We start from the raw sequence: 14788 nt of genomic DNA, 5'->3' as shown, positions 1-14788 counted from the left end.
TGCGCAGCACCGGTGATCATGTTTTTAACATAGTCGGCGTGGCCTGGGCAGTCTACGTGTGCGTAGTGGCGAGTCGGGGTGTCGTACTCAACGTGAGAGGTGTTGATGGTGATACCACGAGCTTTTTCTTCTGGTGCGTTATCGATCTGGTCGAATGCGCGAGCAGAACCACCGTAGGTTTTTGCCAGAACGGTAGTGATTGCAGCGGTCAGCGTTGTTTTACCATGGTCAACGTGGCCGATAGTACCGACGTTAACGTGCGGTTTTGTACGTTCAAACTTTTCTTTAGACATCGATTGTCCCTCTAAGACACGGATAAATCGGTGATATCACCACATCAACCAGGCGAAATGCCTGAATTGTTGAATACAGTAAAATTGAAACAGAGAGAAACGGGAAGGAGAAGTGAAGTGGTGCTGATACCCAGAGTCGAACTGGGGACCTCACCCTTACCAAGGGTGCGCTCTACCAACTGAGCCATATCAGCACGTATTGGAGCGGGCAGCGGGAATCGAACCCGCATCATCAGCTTGGAAGGCTGAGGTAATAGCCATTATACGATGCCCGCATCCTGAAACTCGGCTACCCAGTTCTTTCTGTAACAAAAAAAGAGATTTCTCTCTTTTTCAGTTTGAGCTGGCTAATTTTTCCAACCAGCTCCGGCGGCATTTACGCTGCCAGAAAGTGGTGGTGGGGGAAGGATTCGAACCTTCGAAGTCTGTGACGGCAGATTTACAGTCTGCTCCCTTTGGCCGCTCGGGAACCCCACCGGACTTGATGGTGCCGACTACCGGAATCGAACTGGTGACCTACTGATTACAAGTCAGTTGCTCTACCTACTGAGCTAAGTCGGCATCAAGTAGCGCGCATTCTATGGATACCTGCGCGGTCATGCAACTAAAAATTTGCATAAAACGTTCTTTCGCTCACATTTTATGCGAACGAAGCGCTAAGCGCTGTAAAAGTAGACATTACGGGTCAAATAATCAACATGCACGCGTGATTTACACCGTATACACCATAGCGTGACGGCTTCCGCGTAACGCAGCGTTATCCATCTTTTTTCTTATTATTCCTGCCATCTGGTGTTAACCTCCTGCCCATTGTCCAAAATTAACTGTGTGATGAGCCACGATCCGGCAGTATAGCGCTGGCTCACTGAAGCATGCTTATGAGCAAAAAAGAGCAAACGTTAATGACGCCTTATCTTCACTTTAACCGCAGCCAGTGGGCTGCCCTGCGTGATTCCGTCCCTATGACGCTGACGGAAGGTGAAATCGCACGGTTAAAAGGGATAAACGAAGATCTGTCCCTGGAAGAGGTGGCAGAAATTTATCTCCCCCTCTCTCGCTTGCTTAACTTCTATATCAGCTCGAACCTGCGCCGCCAGGCTGTGCTGGAGCAGTTTCTCGGGACGAACGGTCAACGCATTCCTTATATCATTAGTATCGCAGGCAGCGTGGCCGTGGGTAAAAGTACCACCGCGCGTGTCCTGCAGGCGCTGTTGAGCCGCTGGCCAGAACACCGCAGCGTGGAGCTGATCACCACCGACGGCTTCCTGCACCCGAACGAAGTGTTAAAAGAACGCGGGCTGATGAAGAAGAAGGGCTTCCCGCTCTCTTATGATATGCATCGTCTGGTGAAATTTGTCTCTGACCTGAAATCCGGCGTACCGCACGTCACTGCGCCAGTCTATTCGCATCTGATCTACGATCGCATCCCGGGTGGGGATAAAACGGTGGTCCAGCCGGACATCCTGATTCTGGAAGGTCTGAACGTACTGCAAAGCGGGATGGACTATCCTCACGATCCGCATCACGTCTTCGTCTCGGATTTCGTCGATTTCTCTATCTATGTCGATGCGCCGGAAGACCTGCTGCAGAACTGGTACATCAACCGCTTCCTGAAGTTCCGCGAAGGGGCGTTCACCGACCCGGACTCCTATTTCCACCATTACGCCCAGCTTTCTGAAGAAGAAGCGATCAATGTGGCAACGGGGCTGTGGAATGAGATCAACTACGTGAACCTCAAAGAGAACATCCTGCCGACGCGCGAGCGCGCGAGCCTGATCCTCACCAAGAGCGAGAAGCACGCCGTCGACCAGATTCGCCTGCGGAAATAATCAAGCAGACATAAAAAAAACCGGCTTAGCGCCGGTTTTTTCGTTATGCCTGTGGCTTCTCGCCATTTTCATCCTGATCGACCGCAAAGCAGGCAACCAGTTGGCCGCCATAATCCTTCAGCTGCGGCTGTAGCTGGGTGCAGGGGCCAAAACGACGGCTGCAGCGGGCGTTGAATGCACATCCCGGCGGTGGATTCAGCGGACTTGGCAGTTCGCCCGTCAGCTTAATACGCTCGCGACGATCGTCCGGGTTCAGACGCGGCGTCGCAGACAGCAGCGCCTGGGTGTACGGATGGCGAGGGTTATTAAAGATCTGGTCTTTGGTCCCCTTCTCCACGCAGCGCCCCAGGTACATCACCATTACCTCATCAGCAATATGCTCCACCACCGACAGGTCGTGGGAGATGAACACGTAAGATAGCCCCAGCTCCTGCTGGAGATCCATCATCAGGTTCAGCACCTGCGCACGTACGGATACGTCGAGCGCGGAGACCGGCTCATCGGCAATCACCACGTCCGGATCGAGCATCAGCCCGCGAGCAATCGCGATACGCTGACGCTGGCCGCCGGAGAACATGTGCGGATAGCGATCGTAATGCTCGGTTTTGAGGCCGACCTTCGCCATCATCGCCAGCGCTTTTTCGCGGCGCTGCTCCTTGCTCAGATTACTGTTGATCAGCAGCGGCTCTTCCAGAATCTGTCCCACTTTTTTACGCGGGTTCAAAGAACCATACGGGTTCTGGAACACAATCTGGATTTTCTGGCGGCGCAGCTTCTGCGCCTGCGGATCGTGCTTGAGCAGATCCTGGCCCTGATAATAGAGCTCCCCGCCAGTCGGCACTTCAATCATCGTCAGCAGACGACCCAGCGTGGATTTGCCGCAGCCTGACTCCCCCACCACCGCCAGCGTTTTACCGCGTTCAAGGTTAAAAGAGACGCCGTCCAGCGCTTTCACCAGGCGTTCAGGGGCAAACAATCCCTTCTTCACCGGGTAGTATTTTTTCAGTTCGATGGCCTGCAACAGCGGTTGTTGCGTGGTGGCCTGTTGCGTACTCATAGTGTTGGCCTCCCGGCATCATCGAGTGGGTAGTGGCATTTCGACTGACGACCGTCAGCAAGCTGGTTCAGCTCTGGCTCTTCTGCCCGGCATTTGTCCGTCGCATACGGACAGCGCGGATTGAGCAGACAGCCCTGCGGACGGTCATATTTACCCGGCACCACACCCGGCAGCGACGCCAGACGCGCTTTATCCTGAGCAAACTCCGGCAGCGCGCGTAAAAGCGCCTGGGTATACGGGTGACGCGGCGCGCGGAAGATATCGTGCGAATTTCCGGTCTCGACCACCTGGCCGGCATACATCACGATGATTTTGTGCGCGGCTTCGGCCACCAGCGCCAGATCGTGCGTAATCAGCACCAGCGCCATATTCTCTTTCTGCTGCAGCTCCAGCAGCAGCTCGATGATCTGTGCCTGGATGGTCACATCCAGCGCCGTCGTCGGTTCATCCGCAATCAGCAGTTTTGGTCGACATGCAATCGCCATCGCGATCATCACGCGCTGGCTCATCCCGCCTGAGAGCTGGTGCGGGTAAACGTCCAGACGCGAAGCCGGGTCAGGAATACCCACCTGGTTGAGCAGATCGATCGCGCGCTGACGACGGGTTTTCTTATTCCCGCCCTGATGCACCTTAATCGCTTCCATAATCTGGAAACCGACGGTGTAGCATGGGTTCAGGCTGGTCATCGGATCCTGGAAAATCATCGCCACTTCCGCGCCCACCAGCTGGCGGCGCTGTTTTTCAGAAATGCGCTTCAGGTCCTGACCGTTGAACTGCAGGTTTTCCGCCATCACGCGGCCCGGGTAATCAATCAGCCCCATGATCGCCAGTGAGCTCACTGACTTACCTGAACCGGACTCCCCGACGATACCAACCACTTCGCCCTGATTTACGCTGTAGCTGATGCGGTCCACGGCGCGAAACGGAGTGCCTTCGTCGCCAAAGTGCACCGATAATTTATCTACATTTAATAACGCCATCTCGTGCCTCTTACTGCTTCAGTTTGGGATCAAGCGCATCACGCAGGCCATCACCCATCAGGTTAAATGCCAGCACCGTCAGCAGGATTGCCAGACCCGGGAAGGTGACAACCCACCAGGCGCTTTGTGCGAACTGCAACACGTCGGAGAGCATGGTGCCCCACTCCGGTGTTGGCGGCTGCGCACCCATGCCCAGGAAGCCAAGAGCGGCCATATCAAGAATGGCGTTAGAGAAACCGAGCGACGCCTGAACAATCAGCGGCGCAAGGCAGTTAGGGAAGATATTAACGAACATCTGGCGCATCGCACCGGCACCCGCCACGCGAGACGCGGTGACGTAATCGCGGTTCACTTCCACCAGCACCGCCGCGCGGGTTAAACGCACGTAGTGAGGAAGCGCCACGAAGGTCAGCGCCAGCGCGGCGTTACCGATCGACGGGCCGAAGATCGCCACCAGCACCAGCGCCAGCAGCAGGCTTGGCAGCGCCAGCATGATGTCGACGATACGCATGATGATGTTATCAACGATGCCGCCGAAGTAGCCGGCAACCAGGCCGAGTACGACGCCCATGATCAGCGACAGCACAACAACCAGGCAGCCGACCAGCAGCGACAGACGCGCGCCGTACATGAGACGGGACAGCACATCGCGCCCCACATCATCGGTACCCAGCAGGTGCGCCAGGCTGCCGCCATCCTGCCACGCAGGTGGCGCAAGCAGCGCATCGCGGAACTGATCCGCCGGGTTATACGGCGCAAGCACGTTTGCAAACACCGCAATCAGGATCATGATTGCGACATACACCAGCCCTACCACCGCGCCTTTGTTGCGCTTGAAGTAGTGCCAGAACTCCTGCATCGGCGTCATCGGAACCGGTGCAGCAACAACTTTGTTTTCAGAAACCTGTGACATGATGGCCCCTTACTTCTTATGACGAATACGCGGGTTCACCACGCCGTACAGCAAATCGACCAGCAGGTTGACGAGGATAATCATCGTCGCGACCAGCAGTACACCGCCCTGCACTACCGGATAATCACGGCGCTGCAGCGCGTCAATCAGCCAGCGTCCCAGGCCCGGCCATGAGAAGATGGTTTCGGTCAGAATCGCCCCCGCCAGCAACGTCCCCACCTGGAGACCGATAACGGTCACAACCGGCAGCATGGCGTTACGCAGCGCATGGACGATAATGACGCGCATACGCGTCAGGCCCTTGGCGCGGGCGGTGCGGATGTAATCCTCGCCCAGCACTTCCAGCATCGATGAACGGGTCATACGCACGATCACCGCCAGAGGAATGGTGCCCAGCACCATGGCAGGCAGGATCATATGCGCGACGGCATCCATGAAGTTGCCCTCTTCACCCCAGATAGCCGTATCAATCAGCATAAAGCCGGTGAGCGGGTTGGTGTCATCCAGGAAAACCATATCGCTGACGCGCCCGGAGACCGGTGTCAGGTTAAGCTGCACCGAGACCAGCATGATCAGCATCATGCCCCACCAGAAGATAGGCATGGAGTAGCCGGTCAGCGCCAGGCCCACGGCGGTATGGTCGAAAATAGAGCCACGCTTGACGGCAGCCAGTACCCCGACAGGAATACCCACCGCAGTGGCGAAAATCATGGCGCAGACGCCAAGCTCCAGTGTCGCTTTAAAACGCGGCACGAACTCGTCCCACACCGGAAGACGGCTTTTCAGCGAAATCCCTAAATCACCGTGCAACACGCCCCATATATAGTGGAGGTACTGCTGCCACATCGGCTTATCGAGACCGAGTTCCGCCAGCAGCTGTGCATGGCGCTCAGGGGAAATACCACGCTCGCCCGCCATAATCATTACCGGGTCGCCGGGGATCATATGGACGAAGGCAAAAGTGAGAAGGGTGATACCGATAAACGTGGGGATAACAAGTCCCAGACGTCGGAGGATGAACTGCAACATAACCCGGATTCTCTCTGATGACGCACGACCAGTGTCGTGACGTCTGTATTGCTCACAAATGTAAATTCCCTCTCCCTTAGGGAGAGGGTTAGGGTGAGGGAATGCATGCACGCCCCTCACCCCTGCCCTCTCCCAGAGGGAGAGGGAGAACACCCTACTTATTATTCAACAGATACGTTTTCGAAGTGGTGTTTGCCCAGTGGATCAACCACGTAGCCCTTCACTTCTTTACGCACTGGCTCGTACACGGTGGAGTGAGCAACAATCAGCGCCGGAGCCTGATCGTGCATAACAACCTGAGCCTGCTTGTACAGTTCAATACGTTTGTTGTGATCGTCGGTCGCACGCGCCGGCTGGATCAGGTCTTCAAACGGCTTGTAGCACCAGCGAGAGTAGTTAGAACCGTCTTTTGCCGCCGCGCAGCTGAACAGGGTGGCGAAGAAGTTGTCCGGATCCCCGTTATCACCGGTCCAGCCCATCATGACTGCCTGGTGCTCACCCGCTTTGGCGCGCTTCAGGTACTCGCCCCACTCGTAGGTCACAATCTTGGCCTGAACGCCAATCTTAGCCCAGTCAGCCTGAACCATTTCTGCCATACGGCGTGCGTTCGGGTTGTACGGACGCTGTACCGGCATCGCCCACAGCTCAACGGTGAAGCCTTTATCCTGGCCCGCTTCTTTCAGCAGCGCTTTCGCTTTCTCAGGATCGTAGCTGTAGTCTTTAACGTCGTCGTTATAGCCCCACATGGTTGGTGGGATCAGGTTTTTGGCTGCAACGCCTGCACCCTGGTAAACCGCCTTGATGATCGCTTCTTTGTTCACCGCGTAGGTCAGCGCCTGACGCACTTTCACGTCATCAAACGGTTTCTTCTCGGTGTTGAAGGAGAGATAGCCCACGTTCAGGCCAGCCTGCTCCAGCAGGTTGATGTTCTTGTCCTGCTTCATGCGGGCGATGTCAGCCGGGTTCGGGTACGGCATCACCTGGCATTCATTTTTCTGCAGTTTTGCGTAACGCACTGACGCATCAGGCGTGATGGAGAAGACCAGGCGGTCGATCTTCGGCTTGGTGCCCCAGTAGCCTTCGAACGCTTTATACAGAATGCGGGAATCTTTCTGGTACTGCAGCAGCTGGAATGGACCGGTACCGATTGGGTTCAGGTCGACTTTCTCCGGCGTACCGGCTTTGAGCATGTTGTCCGCATACTCTTTAGAGAGGATTGAGGCGAAGTCCATGGCCAGGTCAGCCAGGAACGGCGCTTCCGGACGCGTCAGCACGAACTGAACGGTATTATCGTCCACTTTTTTCACTTCAGAGATCAGGTCCGGCAGACCCATCCCTTCGAAGTATTCATAGCTGCCGCCAGACACTTTGTGGTACGGGTTCTGGGCGTTTTTCTGACGGTCGAAGGAGAACACCACGTCGTCGGCGTTAAAGTCGCGCGTTGGTTTGAACTCTTTGCTGTCCTGCCACTTCACGCCCTGGCGCAGGTGGAAGGTATAGGTTTTACCGTCTTCGCTGACGTCCCACTTCTCGGCCAGACCCGGAATCACTTCCGTGGTACCGGTTTTGAATTCAACCAGACGGTTATAGATCGGTACAGAGCTTGCGTCGTAAGTCGTACCAGAGGTAAAGAGCTGTGGGTTAAAGCCTTCCGGCGAGCCTTCAGAACAGTAAACCAGGGTTTTTGCCTGTACGCTTGCTGCCACGGTCATAGCCACCAGGCTCAGACCAAGCTTCAGCATCCCTGACTTCTTCAAGGAAATACTCATTATTCTGCTCCAATGTGATGTTTTGCTTTGTTGTGTTACGCCGCCAGACCTTTATTTATTTTTTACCCGGTCCGGTCGGTGATGCCCGAAGGCTTTAAAGGGATGGAGAATCCTTTCAGAAGAGCGTTTGAGTTGCAGCGCAGATCGTCCCTGAAATGCCCCTCATGCCCTACAATCTGTCAACAGAATGTGAAAACGTCAATACAGGTGACGGGGATTTACGCTGAGTGTGAGAAACCGCAAACAAAGATTAAAAAAACTATGTACGCCAGTTTTCAGCAGGGAAATTTATGCTACTCGCCATGTTGCAGCACAACTCTCTCCCTATTTCGCCACAATCAGTGATTAACTTTTATTCAGAATGGGTAAATTTTCTTGCAGAATGGTGATTATCTGAGCACTAAATACCGCGAACGTTAAAACGCACAGCGAAAAATGCTGAGGTTATCCATAAGCAACGCGAAAAAAGATCAATCTATATATAAAAAAATACAATGGATTATGTCACAAAATCGTTAACAGGTAGGTGGAAGCAGGTCTAAGGGGCGTTTTGGATACTCTGACGAGATAAGGCCATAATGCAAAAAGGGCTAACCTTGCGGTTAGCCCTTTTCAGAATGTGGTCGGCGAGAGAGGATTCGAACCTCCGACCCACTGGTCCCAAACCAGTTGCGCTACCAAGCTGCGCTACTCGCCGAATGCGGAGCGCATCTTACTGCTGAGGTGCGCCCCCGTCAATCCCTTATTTTCAAAAAGCCATTCAACTGGCGATATTCTCGCCAGAGCAGCTACTGCGCGGCTTTTGCGGTGTTATCAGGGAGTTTGCACCAGTTGTTGTTTTCGTTAATCCCACCATTCGGTGAGGTATAGCCGAGACAACCCATAATGGTGTCGTACAGCTCAACGTGACGACGCGGCACCTTCATCTCCGCCTCTTTCTTCAGCTGAGCAAACATCTTCGCTTTCTCCGGGTCTTCCAGATACTTGTCAGACATCCACACCATCATCGGTACACGGAACTGCTCCGGCGGTGCCATCTTGCGCGGCGTACCGTGCAGATGCTCATACTCATTGATGGATTCACCGTGGTCCGCCGCATAGAACACAATCGCTTTCTTATCGCGTACCTGGTCAATCACCGAATCAATAAAGTGATCCACATACAGTACGGAGTTGTCGTAGGAGTTGATCAGCTGCGCTTTGGTACAGTCTTTATCCACCCCGACGCACTCAGGCTTCCATTTGGCAAAGTTACGCGGGTAACGTTGGGTGTAGTTAAAGTGCGACCCTTTGGTATGAAGGATAATCAGATGCTTACCATCAGGATTATCGCTCAGGGACAGTTTCATCTCATCAATCAGCAGCATGTCATCTACAGATTTGCCACGGTTACGCGGCTCTGCACCGATCTGCTCACGGTATGCAATGTTCTGCGCCATGGTATTGCTGTAGAACCACATTTCGCTCTGCATCGCATAGAGGGCAGACGTGAACCCAAGCTGATGCAGCACCGAGAAGACGTTTTGCTCTTTCAGCGTACGCTGCGGGTTGTCGCTCGCCCCGCCCTCGCGCACAAACATACAGCGCAGTGAGAGCTTGGTGGCGGTATCACAAGAATAGCCACGGTAGGCAATCAGGTTTTTCTCCTGCGCCAGTTTCGGCGTGGTATCACGGTTATAGCCAAGAATACCCATATGATCCCAGCGCGTGGTTTCTCCGATAATAAAGACGACATAGGTATCGTCGATATCTTTTGGTGCGACGTAGGTAAACTTCTTCACCGGGTTCATCAGCGATTTGTTACCGGAAGATTCATCCACCTGCGCCCACGCATACAGCCCCAGCGCGGAAATCCAGTTAGACGGTAAATACGAGTTCGCCACTACACCGCCGTAGCTTGGCATATCCACGCCTGAGGTACGCTCATCATGCTTTTGCTTCACTTCCAGCAGACGAATTGGTCCCCAGACCATCAAACCGGCCAGCAGGACTATCGCGACGCTTCTGAAACGTTTGCCTGGCGTGCGAATCTGGTGCACTAGCGTGTACCGGCAACGGTTGCTCCAGATGAGCAGCAGCGGTAAGGCACTGACGGCTACCAGCCAGAGAATAAAGTGCAGCCCTACAACCTCTTTAGAGAGGTCGATATCCGTGGTCATCACTGAGGCAATAATGCCGTAGCCAATCACCACGTTCATAAAGGTCATGTAATAGCTGGCACCCGCCGAACACAGCACGATAAACGTAGCCAGCACTCGCCACACGCGACGGCCAAACAGGGTAAGAATACGGAATAAAAAGAAGGTGACCAGTACAGCAGCGACCAATTCGACAACCGCTGCAATTCCTTTCCAGACGGTAAAATCATGCGCGTAACCGTCAAACCGACGGATGAAAACTGCGCCATTCATAAACAGGCCGATGTACAACGCCAGCAAAAAGCAGAGCTTTTGTTGTGCCATCGATTTAATGTATTTCATGCAAACTACCCGGAAAAAGGGACGAAATCACCGATCATTTTTGTTTTAAAAATGAATAGGTTAAAGAATCGCTTAAGAAGTCGTTATCGGAAACGTCTACCCGCGTGGTAAGTAGACCACAGGGAAAAGAAAAAGTGGCAGCAGAGTGTGTGATCGGTACAGATATTTACAAAAAATTAAGAACGAGACGGTTTAGCCAGATCATCAGTTTTCACACAAGAAAAAGGCCGGATAACCGGCCTTTTTCATCGTCATTAAGCATGCACCTCTTTGAACACTTCGCGCTGCGGCTGACGAATCGTGGTCGAGAGCGCCAGCGAGATAATCAGCAAGGCAAATATCACGCAGAAGGTCACGTAGAACCCGCCGAAGAGGGAGGCAATCAGCGAGCCGCAGATACTGCCGATCCCGAAGCCCAGATAGATAACGCCGTAGTTTTTCGCCAGATTATTCAGGCCAAAGAACTCGCTCACCAGTGACGGGAAGACGGTGATGGTGCCGCCGAAGTTAAAGGCCACGCAGGCAATCGCCGCGAAGAAGGTGGCTTCATTCAGCGGAGCGAACAGCAGCGCCGCCATACCGACCAGCGAGACCACCTGCCCAATCGTAATCACGCGGATGCGGGCAATTTTGTCAGACAGAATACCGAGGACCAGACGACCCGAGAGGTTAGCAATGGAGATCACGGTCACCGCGTTGGCCGCCGTAGCGGCATCCAGTTTCACCATCCCCTGCGCGATATCTTTCGCCACGCCGATGACATACAGACCGCTCATGCAGGCCGTCAGGAACATCACCGCCAGCATCCAGTACTGTGGCTTACGCATGGACTGCGCGAGGGTAAAGTCGTTCTCCACCACGCCGTTTACGGATTTAACCTCCTGCTGCGGCGCATCTTTCATCAGCGTGGAGCCGAACAGAATCATCACCAGAACAATTGCGCCCCAGATCATAAAGGTTTTTTCGAGGCCAACGGACGCCAGCAGGTGGGCGTCGATAAATTTGAACCCGAGGCTGCCCAAACCGTAAGAACCAATGGCAAACGCGGAGATTAAGCCTTTACGTTCCGGGAACCACTTCACGCAGTTTGACAGCGTAAGCAGGTACCCCGCGCCATCGGCCAGCCCCACCAGCACGCCGGCGCTCAGCCACAGCATCATCAGGTTGCTGGAATGCGCCGTCAGGAAAAAGCCCAGCCCCAGCAGAATGCCGGACGCCATGGTCACGCGCTTCACGCCAAAACGCTCCTGCAGCTTGCCCGCGACGGAAGACGAAATCGCCAGACCCAGGCTCAGCAGACCAAAGGAGAACGCGACCTGGCTGACCGGGGCGCCGAGCTTGTCGGAAAGCGCGCTGTTAAACAGGCTCCAGGTATAGACCGACCCCAGCGCAAACTGGGTGACGATGGTACCAAAGAGCGTGAGCCAGCGCGTGCGGTTATAAGTTGGTGTGTTCATGGCAGTTGTCCTGCAAGAGAAATTAAGGAAGTTCGCTGAGGACAACGATAAACAAAACCTTAATATGCCTGGGGTAAAACGGCATGAAATGCAGGCGGAACGGAATGAAATGCCTGGAATCGGGAATGAATGACCTGGCATGGGAATAAAGCGATAGCGTGTTAGTATCTGCTATCGCTGTAAAGCCCGTGGTTGTTGTATTCGAGATGTTATCGTAACGTTTAAAAAAGTAACAACTCTAGAAATTTGCGCTGACGCCAAGGGTGTATAAAAACTCCTCACCGGTGGAGGTGTGTTCCCCCTGAGCCAGCGACGCATACGCCGCCATGTGCGTATTGAATGGAATATCCGTTCCCACGGTGACATCCATCCAGCTACCGTTTTGGGCAGGGGCCGGCGTTTGCGGCATGCCAAACTGCGATTTCCACTGGTTTTCACCAAACTGCTGGTTATAGCTGATCTGCGCCCAGGGACGGAGATCGCCGTACTGGGTATTCACACGCCACCCCAGCGTGCTGACGCTGGCATGCCAGAGCGGGTCGGTGAGCGCCTGCGTCGACGCGCTATCACCAAACTCGTTGATCATCATCGGAGCCGTGCCATCGTACCGCCACGCCACTACCGGCCCGGTGGTGATACGCGCTGAAACCGGAAAATTCCAGCCCACGCTCATCGCCCCCTCCGTGGTGCTGCCTGACGGAATATTCAGGGCAAGACCTGGCGCGTTTTGCGAAGACTGGATACGCTCCGCAAGAATATCCTCATAACGCGGTTGGTGATCCGCGTCCCATGTATAGCGTTCCGCCATATTATTTTGGGCGTCTGAAACGATATATTCCTGTTGCCAGGCAGACGCCGTATTACAAAAAAACAGGCAGGCTGAAATTCCCACCAGGCCAGAAGCAGCATGGCGACCACTGATTTTTTTTATCATCATCAACGCGACCCCAGAGAGAGCCGAATTCGGCGATATTTGTCGTTATTCAGGAAGACTTTAGAGAGCATATAGCCCTGTATTAACTATTGTCTTTATAGTAAACACGTCAAGCCAGTCAGAACGAAATTTTTGCGAAATCAGTATCAATAAGGGAGATGACGGATGGAACGTTGCGGTTGGGTGAGCCAGGATCAGCTTTATATCGACTATCACGATCGGGAATGGGGCGTGCCGGAAACGGATGGCAAAAAACTCTTTGAGATGATCTGCCTGGAGGGCCAGCAGGCGGGGTTATCGTGGATTACGGTATTGAAAAAACGCGAAAACTATCGCAACGCCTTTCACCAGTTCGATCCTGTCGCCGTCGCTGCGATGACCGATGAGGACGTTGAGCGACTGGTGCAGGATGCCGGCATCATCCGCCATCGCGGTAAGATCCAGGCCATCATCGGTAACGCACGCGCTTATCTGGCGATGGAGCAAAACGGCGAATCATTTTCAGATTTTGTCTGGACGTTTGTGAACAACGATCCGCAGGTTACCCAGGCCGCCACGCTCGCGGACATCCCGGCCTCCACTCCGGCCTCGGATGCGCTCTCGAAGGCCCTGAAAAAACGCGGCTTTAAGTTTGTCGGCTCCACCATCTGCTACGCCTTTATGCAGGCCTGTGGCCTGGTCAACGACCACGTTACCGGCTGCTTCTGTCATCCGGGAGGCCATCATGATCCGCAAATGGCAAAGTGAAAATACCGCGCCGCTTCTGAGCCTCTGGCTTGAAAGCACCACGGAAGCACATCCGTTTATCGAGCCGGGTTACTGGAAAGAGAACGAGGCCATGGTGCGGGATGTTTACCTGCCGTCAGCCGAAACCTGGGTCTGGGAACAGGATGGCAAACCTTGCGGATTTATCAGCGTGATGCAGTCTCAGTTTGTCGGCGCGCTGTTTGTCGCACCGTCATGCATCGGGAAAGGCATCGGGCGCGCGCTGCTGAACTATGTTCAACAGCGCTTTCCGCACTTAAGCCTGGAGGTGTACCAGAAAAATGTTCGGGCGGTGAATTTCTACCATGCGCAGGGCTTTCGCATTGAAGACAGCGCCTGGCAGGATGACACCCAGCACCCGACGTGGATCATGAGCTGGCAGGCGGATCAAACGCCGTTAAGGTAAGCGCGGGCCCCTGATATTTCTCGACCCAGGCCAGGGTCGTATTCCCTGCGCAACCGTTCCCCAGCTTCGAGCTGGGGAGATCTTTGGTCAGCACGTTAACCGCCCCGTTTTTACAGATACCACCTTCGGCGAGATCAAGGTCAGGCCATGCGCCCTGATGAATGCAGATCACGCCCTGTTTAATCCCGTCGCTCACCACCGCCCCTGCCAGCACCTGCCCACGCGAGTTCCAGACGCGCACCACGTCGCCGTCCGCAATCCCGCGGGCCTGCGCATCGAGGGTATTCAGCGTGATCGGCTCTCGCCCGGCGACCGCATACTGCTCGCGCAGGGAGGTATAGTTAAGCTGGCTGTGCAGACGGTGCGCGGGATGCGCTGACAACACCTGCAGCTGCTCCGGCCGGGCATTACCGTGCCACTCGTCCGGCTCAAGCCACATAGGGTGTGGCGGGCAGTCGGCATAACCAAAGCTGGCGATGCGCTCGCTGTGGATCACAATCTTTCCGCTCTCGGTTTTCAGCGGGTGGTTCTCGGGGTCGCGGCGGAAATCGGCAAAACGGACAAACTTCGCGTTCTGTTCACTCTCCGGCATCTCGACGATCTGGTTCGCCTCCCAGAACTCAGCAAAGGGCGGAAGCGTCACGCCCTGCGCCGCGCCGCGCTGTCCGGCAATCTGGTAGAAGGTCTCCAGCCATTGCAGATCGCTTTTCCCTTCGGTAAAACGCGCGCGACCGCCCGCTTCCCACAGCTCGCTCAGTTCAGCAAACACGTCAAAATCATCACGTGCTTCATCTCGCGGGGCCACTATGCGCTTCATCGGGACCATATGCTGGTTGCTGTAGTCGCCGGTCATGGTGAGATCGTTACGCTCAAACG

General features: G+C 54.6%; 13 protein-coding genes and 5 tRNA genes. 3 read left to right on the top strand and 15 right to left on the bottom strand.

Annotated features, from left to right (window positions below; genetic code table 11):
* The 5 genes from DOU50_RS04115 to DOU50_RS04095 all read right to left on the bottom strand — a co-directional run.
* The coding region (locus DOU50_RS04115; protein ID WP_038878821.1) for a GTP-binding protein at nucleotides 1-293 on the bottom strand (293 nt) is incomplete at its 3' end.
* Between the two features lie 118 nt (nucleotides 294-411).
* Nucleotides 412-487 (bottom strand) — tRNA-Thr (locus tag DOU50_RS04110).
* A 6-nt stretch (nucleotides 488-493) separates the two neighbouring features.
* A tRNA-Gly gene (locus DOU50_RS04105) sits at nucleotides 494-568 on the bottom strand.
* 117 nt (nucleotides 569-685) lie between these two features.
* Nucleotides 686-770, bottom strand: a tRNA-Tyr gene (locus tag DOU50_RS04100).
* Between the two features lie 8 nt (nucleotides 771-778).
* Nucleotides 779-854 (bottom strand) — tRNA-Thr (locus tag DOU50_RS04095).
* 317 nt (nucleotides 855-1171) lie between these two features.
* Here DOU50_RS04095 and coaA point away from each other — a divergent pair.
* Nucleotides 1172-2122, top strand: a complete 951-nt coding sequence (gene coaA, locus DOU50_RS04090; protein WP_021242480.1) for a type I pantothenate kinase — start codon at nucleotides 1172-1174, stop codon at nucleotides 2120-2122.
* A gap of 43 nt (nucleotides 2123-2165) precedes the next feature.
* Here the strand turns inward: coaA and dppF are convergent, their stop codons facing one another.
* The 9 genes from dppF to DOU50_RS04045 all read right to left on the bottom strand — a co-directional run bounded on the left by dppF (nucleotide 2166) and on the right by DOU50_RS04045 (nucleotide 12744).
* Nucleotides 2166-3179, bottom strand: coding sequence for a dipeptide ABC transporter ATP-binding subunit DppF (dppF, locus tag DOU50_RS04085; RefSeq protein ID WP_148768871.1), 1014 nt, complete (start codon nucleotides 3177-3179; stop codon nucleotides 2166-2168).
* Entirely contained in the window at nucleotides 3176-4159 is a 984-nt protein-coding gene (gene dppD, locus DOU50_RS04080; RefSeq protein WP_008502772.1) for a dipeptide ABC transporter ATP-binding protein, read from the bottom strand. The genes dppF and dppD overlap by 4 nt, the downstream gene beginning before the upstream one ends.
* 10 nt (nucleotides 4160-4169) lie before the next feature.
* Nucleotides 4170-5072, bottom strand: coding sequence for a dipeptide ABC transporter permease DppC (gene dppC / locus DOU50_RS04075; RefSeq protein WP_024909088.1), 903 nt, complete (start codon nucleotides 5070-5072; stop codon nucleotides 4170-4172).
* 9 nt (nucleotides 5073-5081) lie between these two features.
* Nucleotides 5082-6101, bottom strand: coding sequence for a dipeptide ABC transporter permease DppB (gene dppB, locus DOU50_RS04070; protein WP_024909087.1), 1020 nt, complete (start codon nucleotides 6099-6101; stop codon nucleotides 5082-5084).
* Nucleotides 6102-6262: 161 nt separating this feature from the next.
* On the bottom strand, nucleotides 6263-7870 hold the full coding sequence (gene dppA / locus DOU50_RS04065; protein WP_023334096.1) for a dipeptide ABC transporter periplasmic-binding protein DppA: 1608 nt from the start codon (nucleotides 7868-7870) through the stop codon (nucleotides 6263-6265).
* Nucleotides 7871-8490: 620 nt separating this feature from the next.
* Nucleotides 8491-8567 (bottom strand) — tRNA-Pro (locus tag DOU50_RS04060).
* Between the two features lie 91 nt (nucleotides 8568-8658).
* A complete protein-coding gene (eptB, locus tag DOU50_RS04055; RefSeq protein ID WP_024909086.1) occupies nucleotides 8659-10350 on the bottom strand; it encodes a kdo(2)-lipid A phosphoethanolamine 7''-transferase in 1692 nt (563 codons plus the stop codon).
* Nucleotides 10351-10604: 254 nt separating this feature from the next.
* Complete coding sequence (locus DOU50_RS04050) at nucleotides 10605-11807, bottom strand: MFS transporter (protein ID WP_048991769.1); 1203 nt, start codon at nucleotides 11805-11807, stop codon at nucleotides 10605-10607.
* A 238-nt stretch (nucleotides 11808-12045) separates the two neighbouring features.
* Nucleotides 12046-12744 (bottom strand): autotransporter domain-containing protein, encoded by a 699-nt coding sequence (locus DOU50_RS04045; RefSeq protein ID WP_148768870.1) that lies wholly within the window; start codon nucleotides 12742-12744, stop codon nucleotides 12046-12048.
* Nucleotides 12745-12906: 162 nt separating this feature from the next.
* Between DOU50_RS04045 and tag the strand changes: the two genes are divergently transcribed.
* Nucleotides 12907-13488: a DNA-3-methyladenine glycosylase I gene (tag, locus tag DOU50_RS04040; protein ID WP_032650807.1), complete on the top strand. Its 582-nt coding sequence runs from the start codon at nucleotides 12907-12909 to the stop codon at nucleotides 13486-13488.
* Nucleotides 13466-13912, top strand: a complete 447-nt coding sequence (locus DOU50_RS04035; protein ID WP_024909082.1) for an N-acetyltransferase — start codon at nucleotides 13466-13468, stop codon at nucleotides 13910-13912. The genes tag and DOU50_RS04035 overlap by 23 nt, the downstream gene beginning before the upstream one ends.
* On the opposite strand, the gene DOU50_RS04030 is transcribed toward DOU50_RS04035, so the two are convergent.
* Nucleotides 13875-14788: molybdopterin dinucleotide binding domain-containing protein (locus tag DOU50_RS04030; RefSeq protein WP_148768869.1), on the bottom strand; the 914-nt coding region annotated here is incomplete at its 5' end. The two genes, DOU50_RS04035 and DOU50_RS04030, sit on opposite strands and share 38 nt — an antisense overlap.

The sequence above is a fragment of the Enterobacter sp. C6 genome (assembly GCF_008122455.1).
GTDB classification, from domain to species: domain Bacteria; phylum Pseudomonadota; class Gammaproteobacteria; order Enterobacterales; family Enterobacteriaceae; genus Enterobacter; species Enterobacter pseudoroggenkampii.
This window is presented reverse-complemented; position numbering and strand designations above follow the sequence as displayed.

Coding starts and splice junctions, on each gene's coding strand:
- DOU50_RS04035 (WP_024909082.1), top strand. CDS start 13,466: ATGATCCGCAAATGGCAAAGTGAAAATACCGCGCCGCTTCTGAGCCTC.
- dppF (WP_148768871.1), bottom strand. CDS start 3,179: ATGAGTACGCAACAGGCCACCACGCAACAACCGCTGTTGCAGGCCATC.
- coaA (WP_021242480.1), top strand. CDS start 1,172: ATGAGCAAAAAAGAGCAAACGTTAATGACGCCTTATCTTCACTTTAAC.
- dppD (WP_008502772.1), bottom strand. CDS start 4,159: ATGGCGTTATTAAATGTAGATAAATTATCGGTGCACTTTGGCGACGAA.
- tag (WP_032650807.1), top strand. CDS start 12,907: ATGGAACGTTGCGGTTGGGTGAGCCAGGATCAGCTTTATATCGACTAT.
- dppC (WP_024909088.1), bottom strand. CDS start 5,072: ATGTCACAGGTTTCTGAAAACAAAGTTGTTGCTGCACCGGTTCCGATG.
- DOU50_RS04050 (WP_048991769.1), bottom strand. CDS start 11,807: ATGAACACACCAACTTATAACCGCACGCGCTGGCTCACGCTCTTTGGT.
- dppA (WP_023334096.1), bottom strand. CDS start 7,870: ATGAGTATTTCCTTGAAGAAGTCAGGGATGCTGAAGCTTGGTCTGAGC.
- eptB (WP_024909086.1), bottom strand. CDS start 10,350: ATGAAATACATTAAATCGATGGCACAACAAAAGCTCTGCTTTTTGCTG.
- dppB (WP_024909087.1), bottom strand. CDS start 6,101: ATGTTGCAGTTCATCCTCCGACGTCTGGGACTTGTTATCCCCACGTTT.
- DOU50_RS04045 (WP_148768870.1), bottom strand. CDS start 12,744: ATGATGATAAAAAAAATCAGTGGTCGCCATGCTGCTTCTGGCCTGGTG.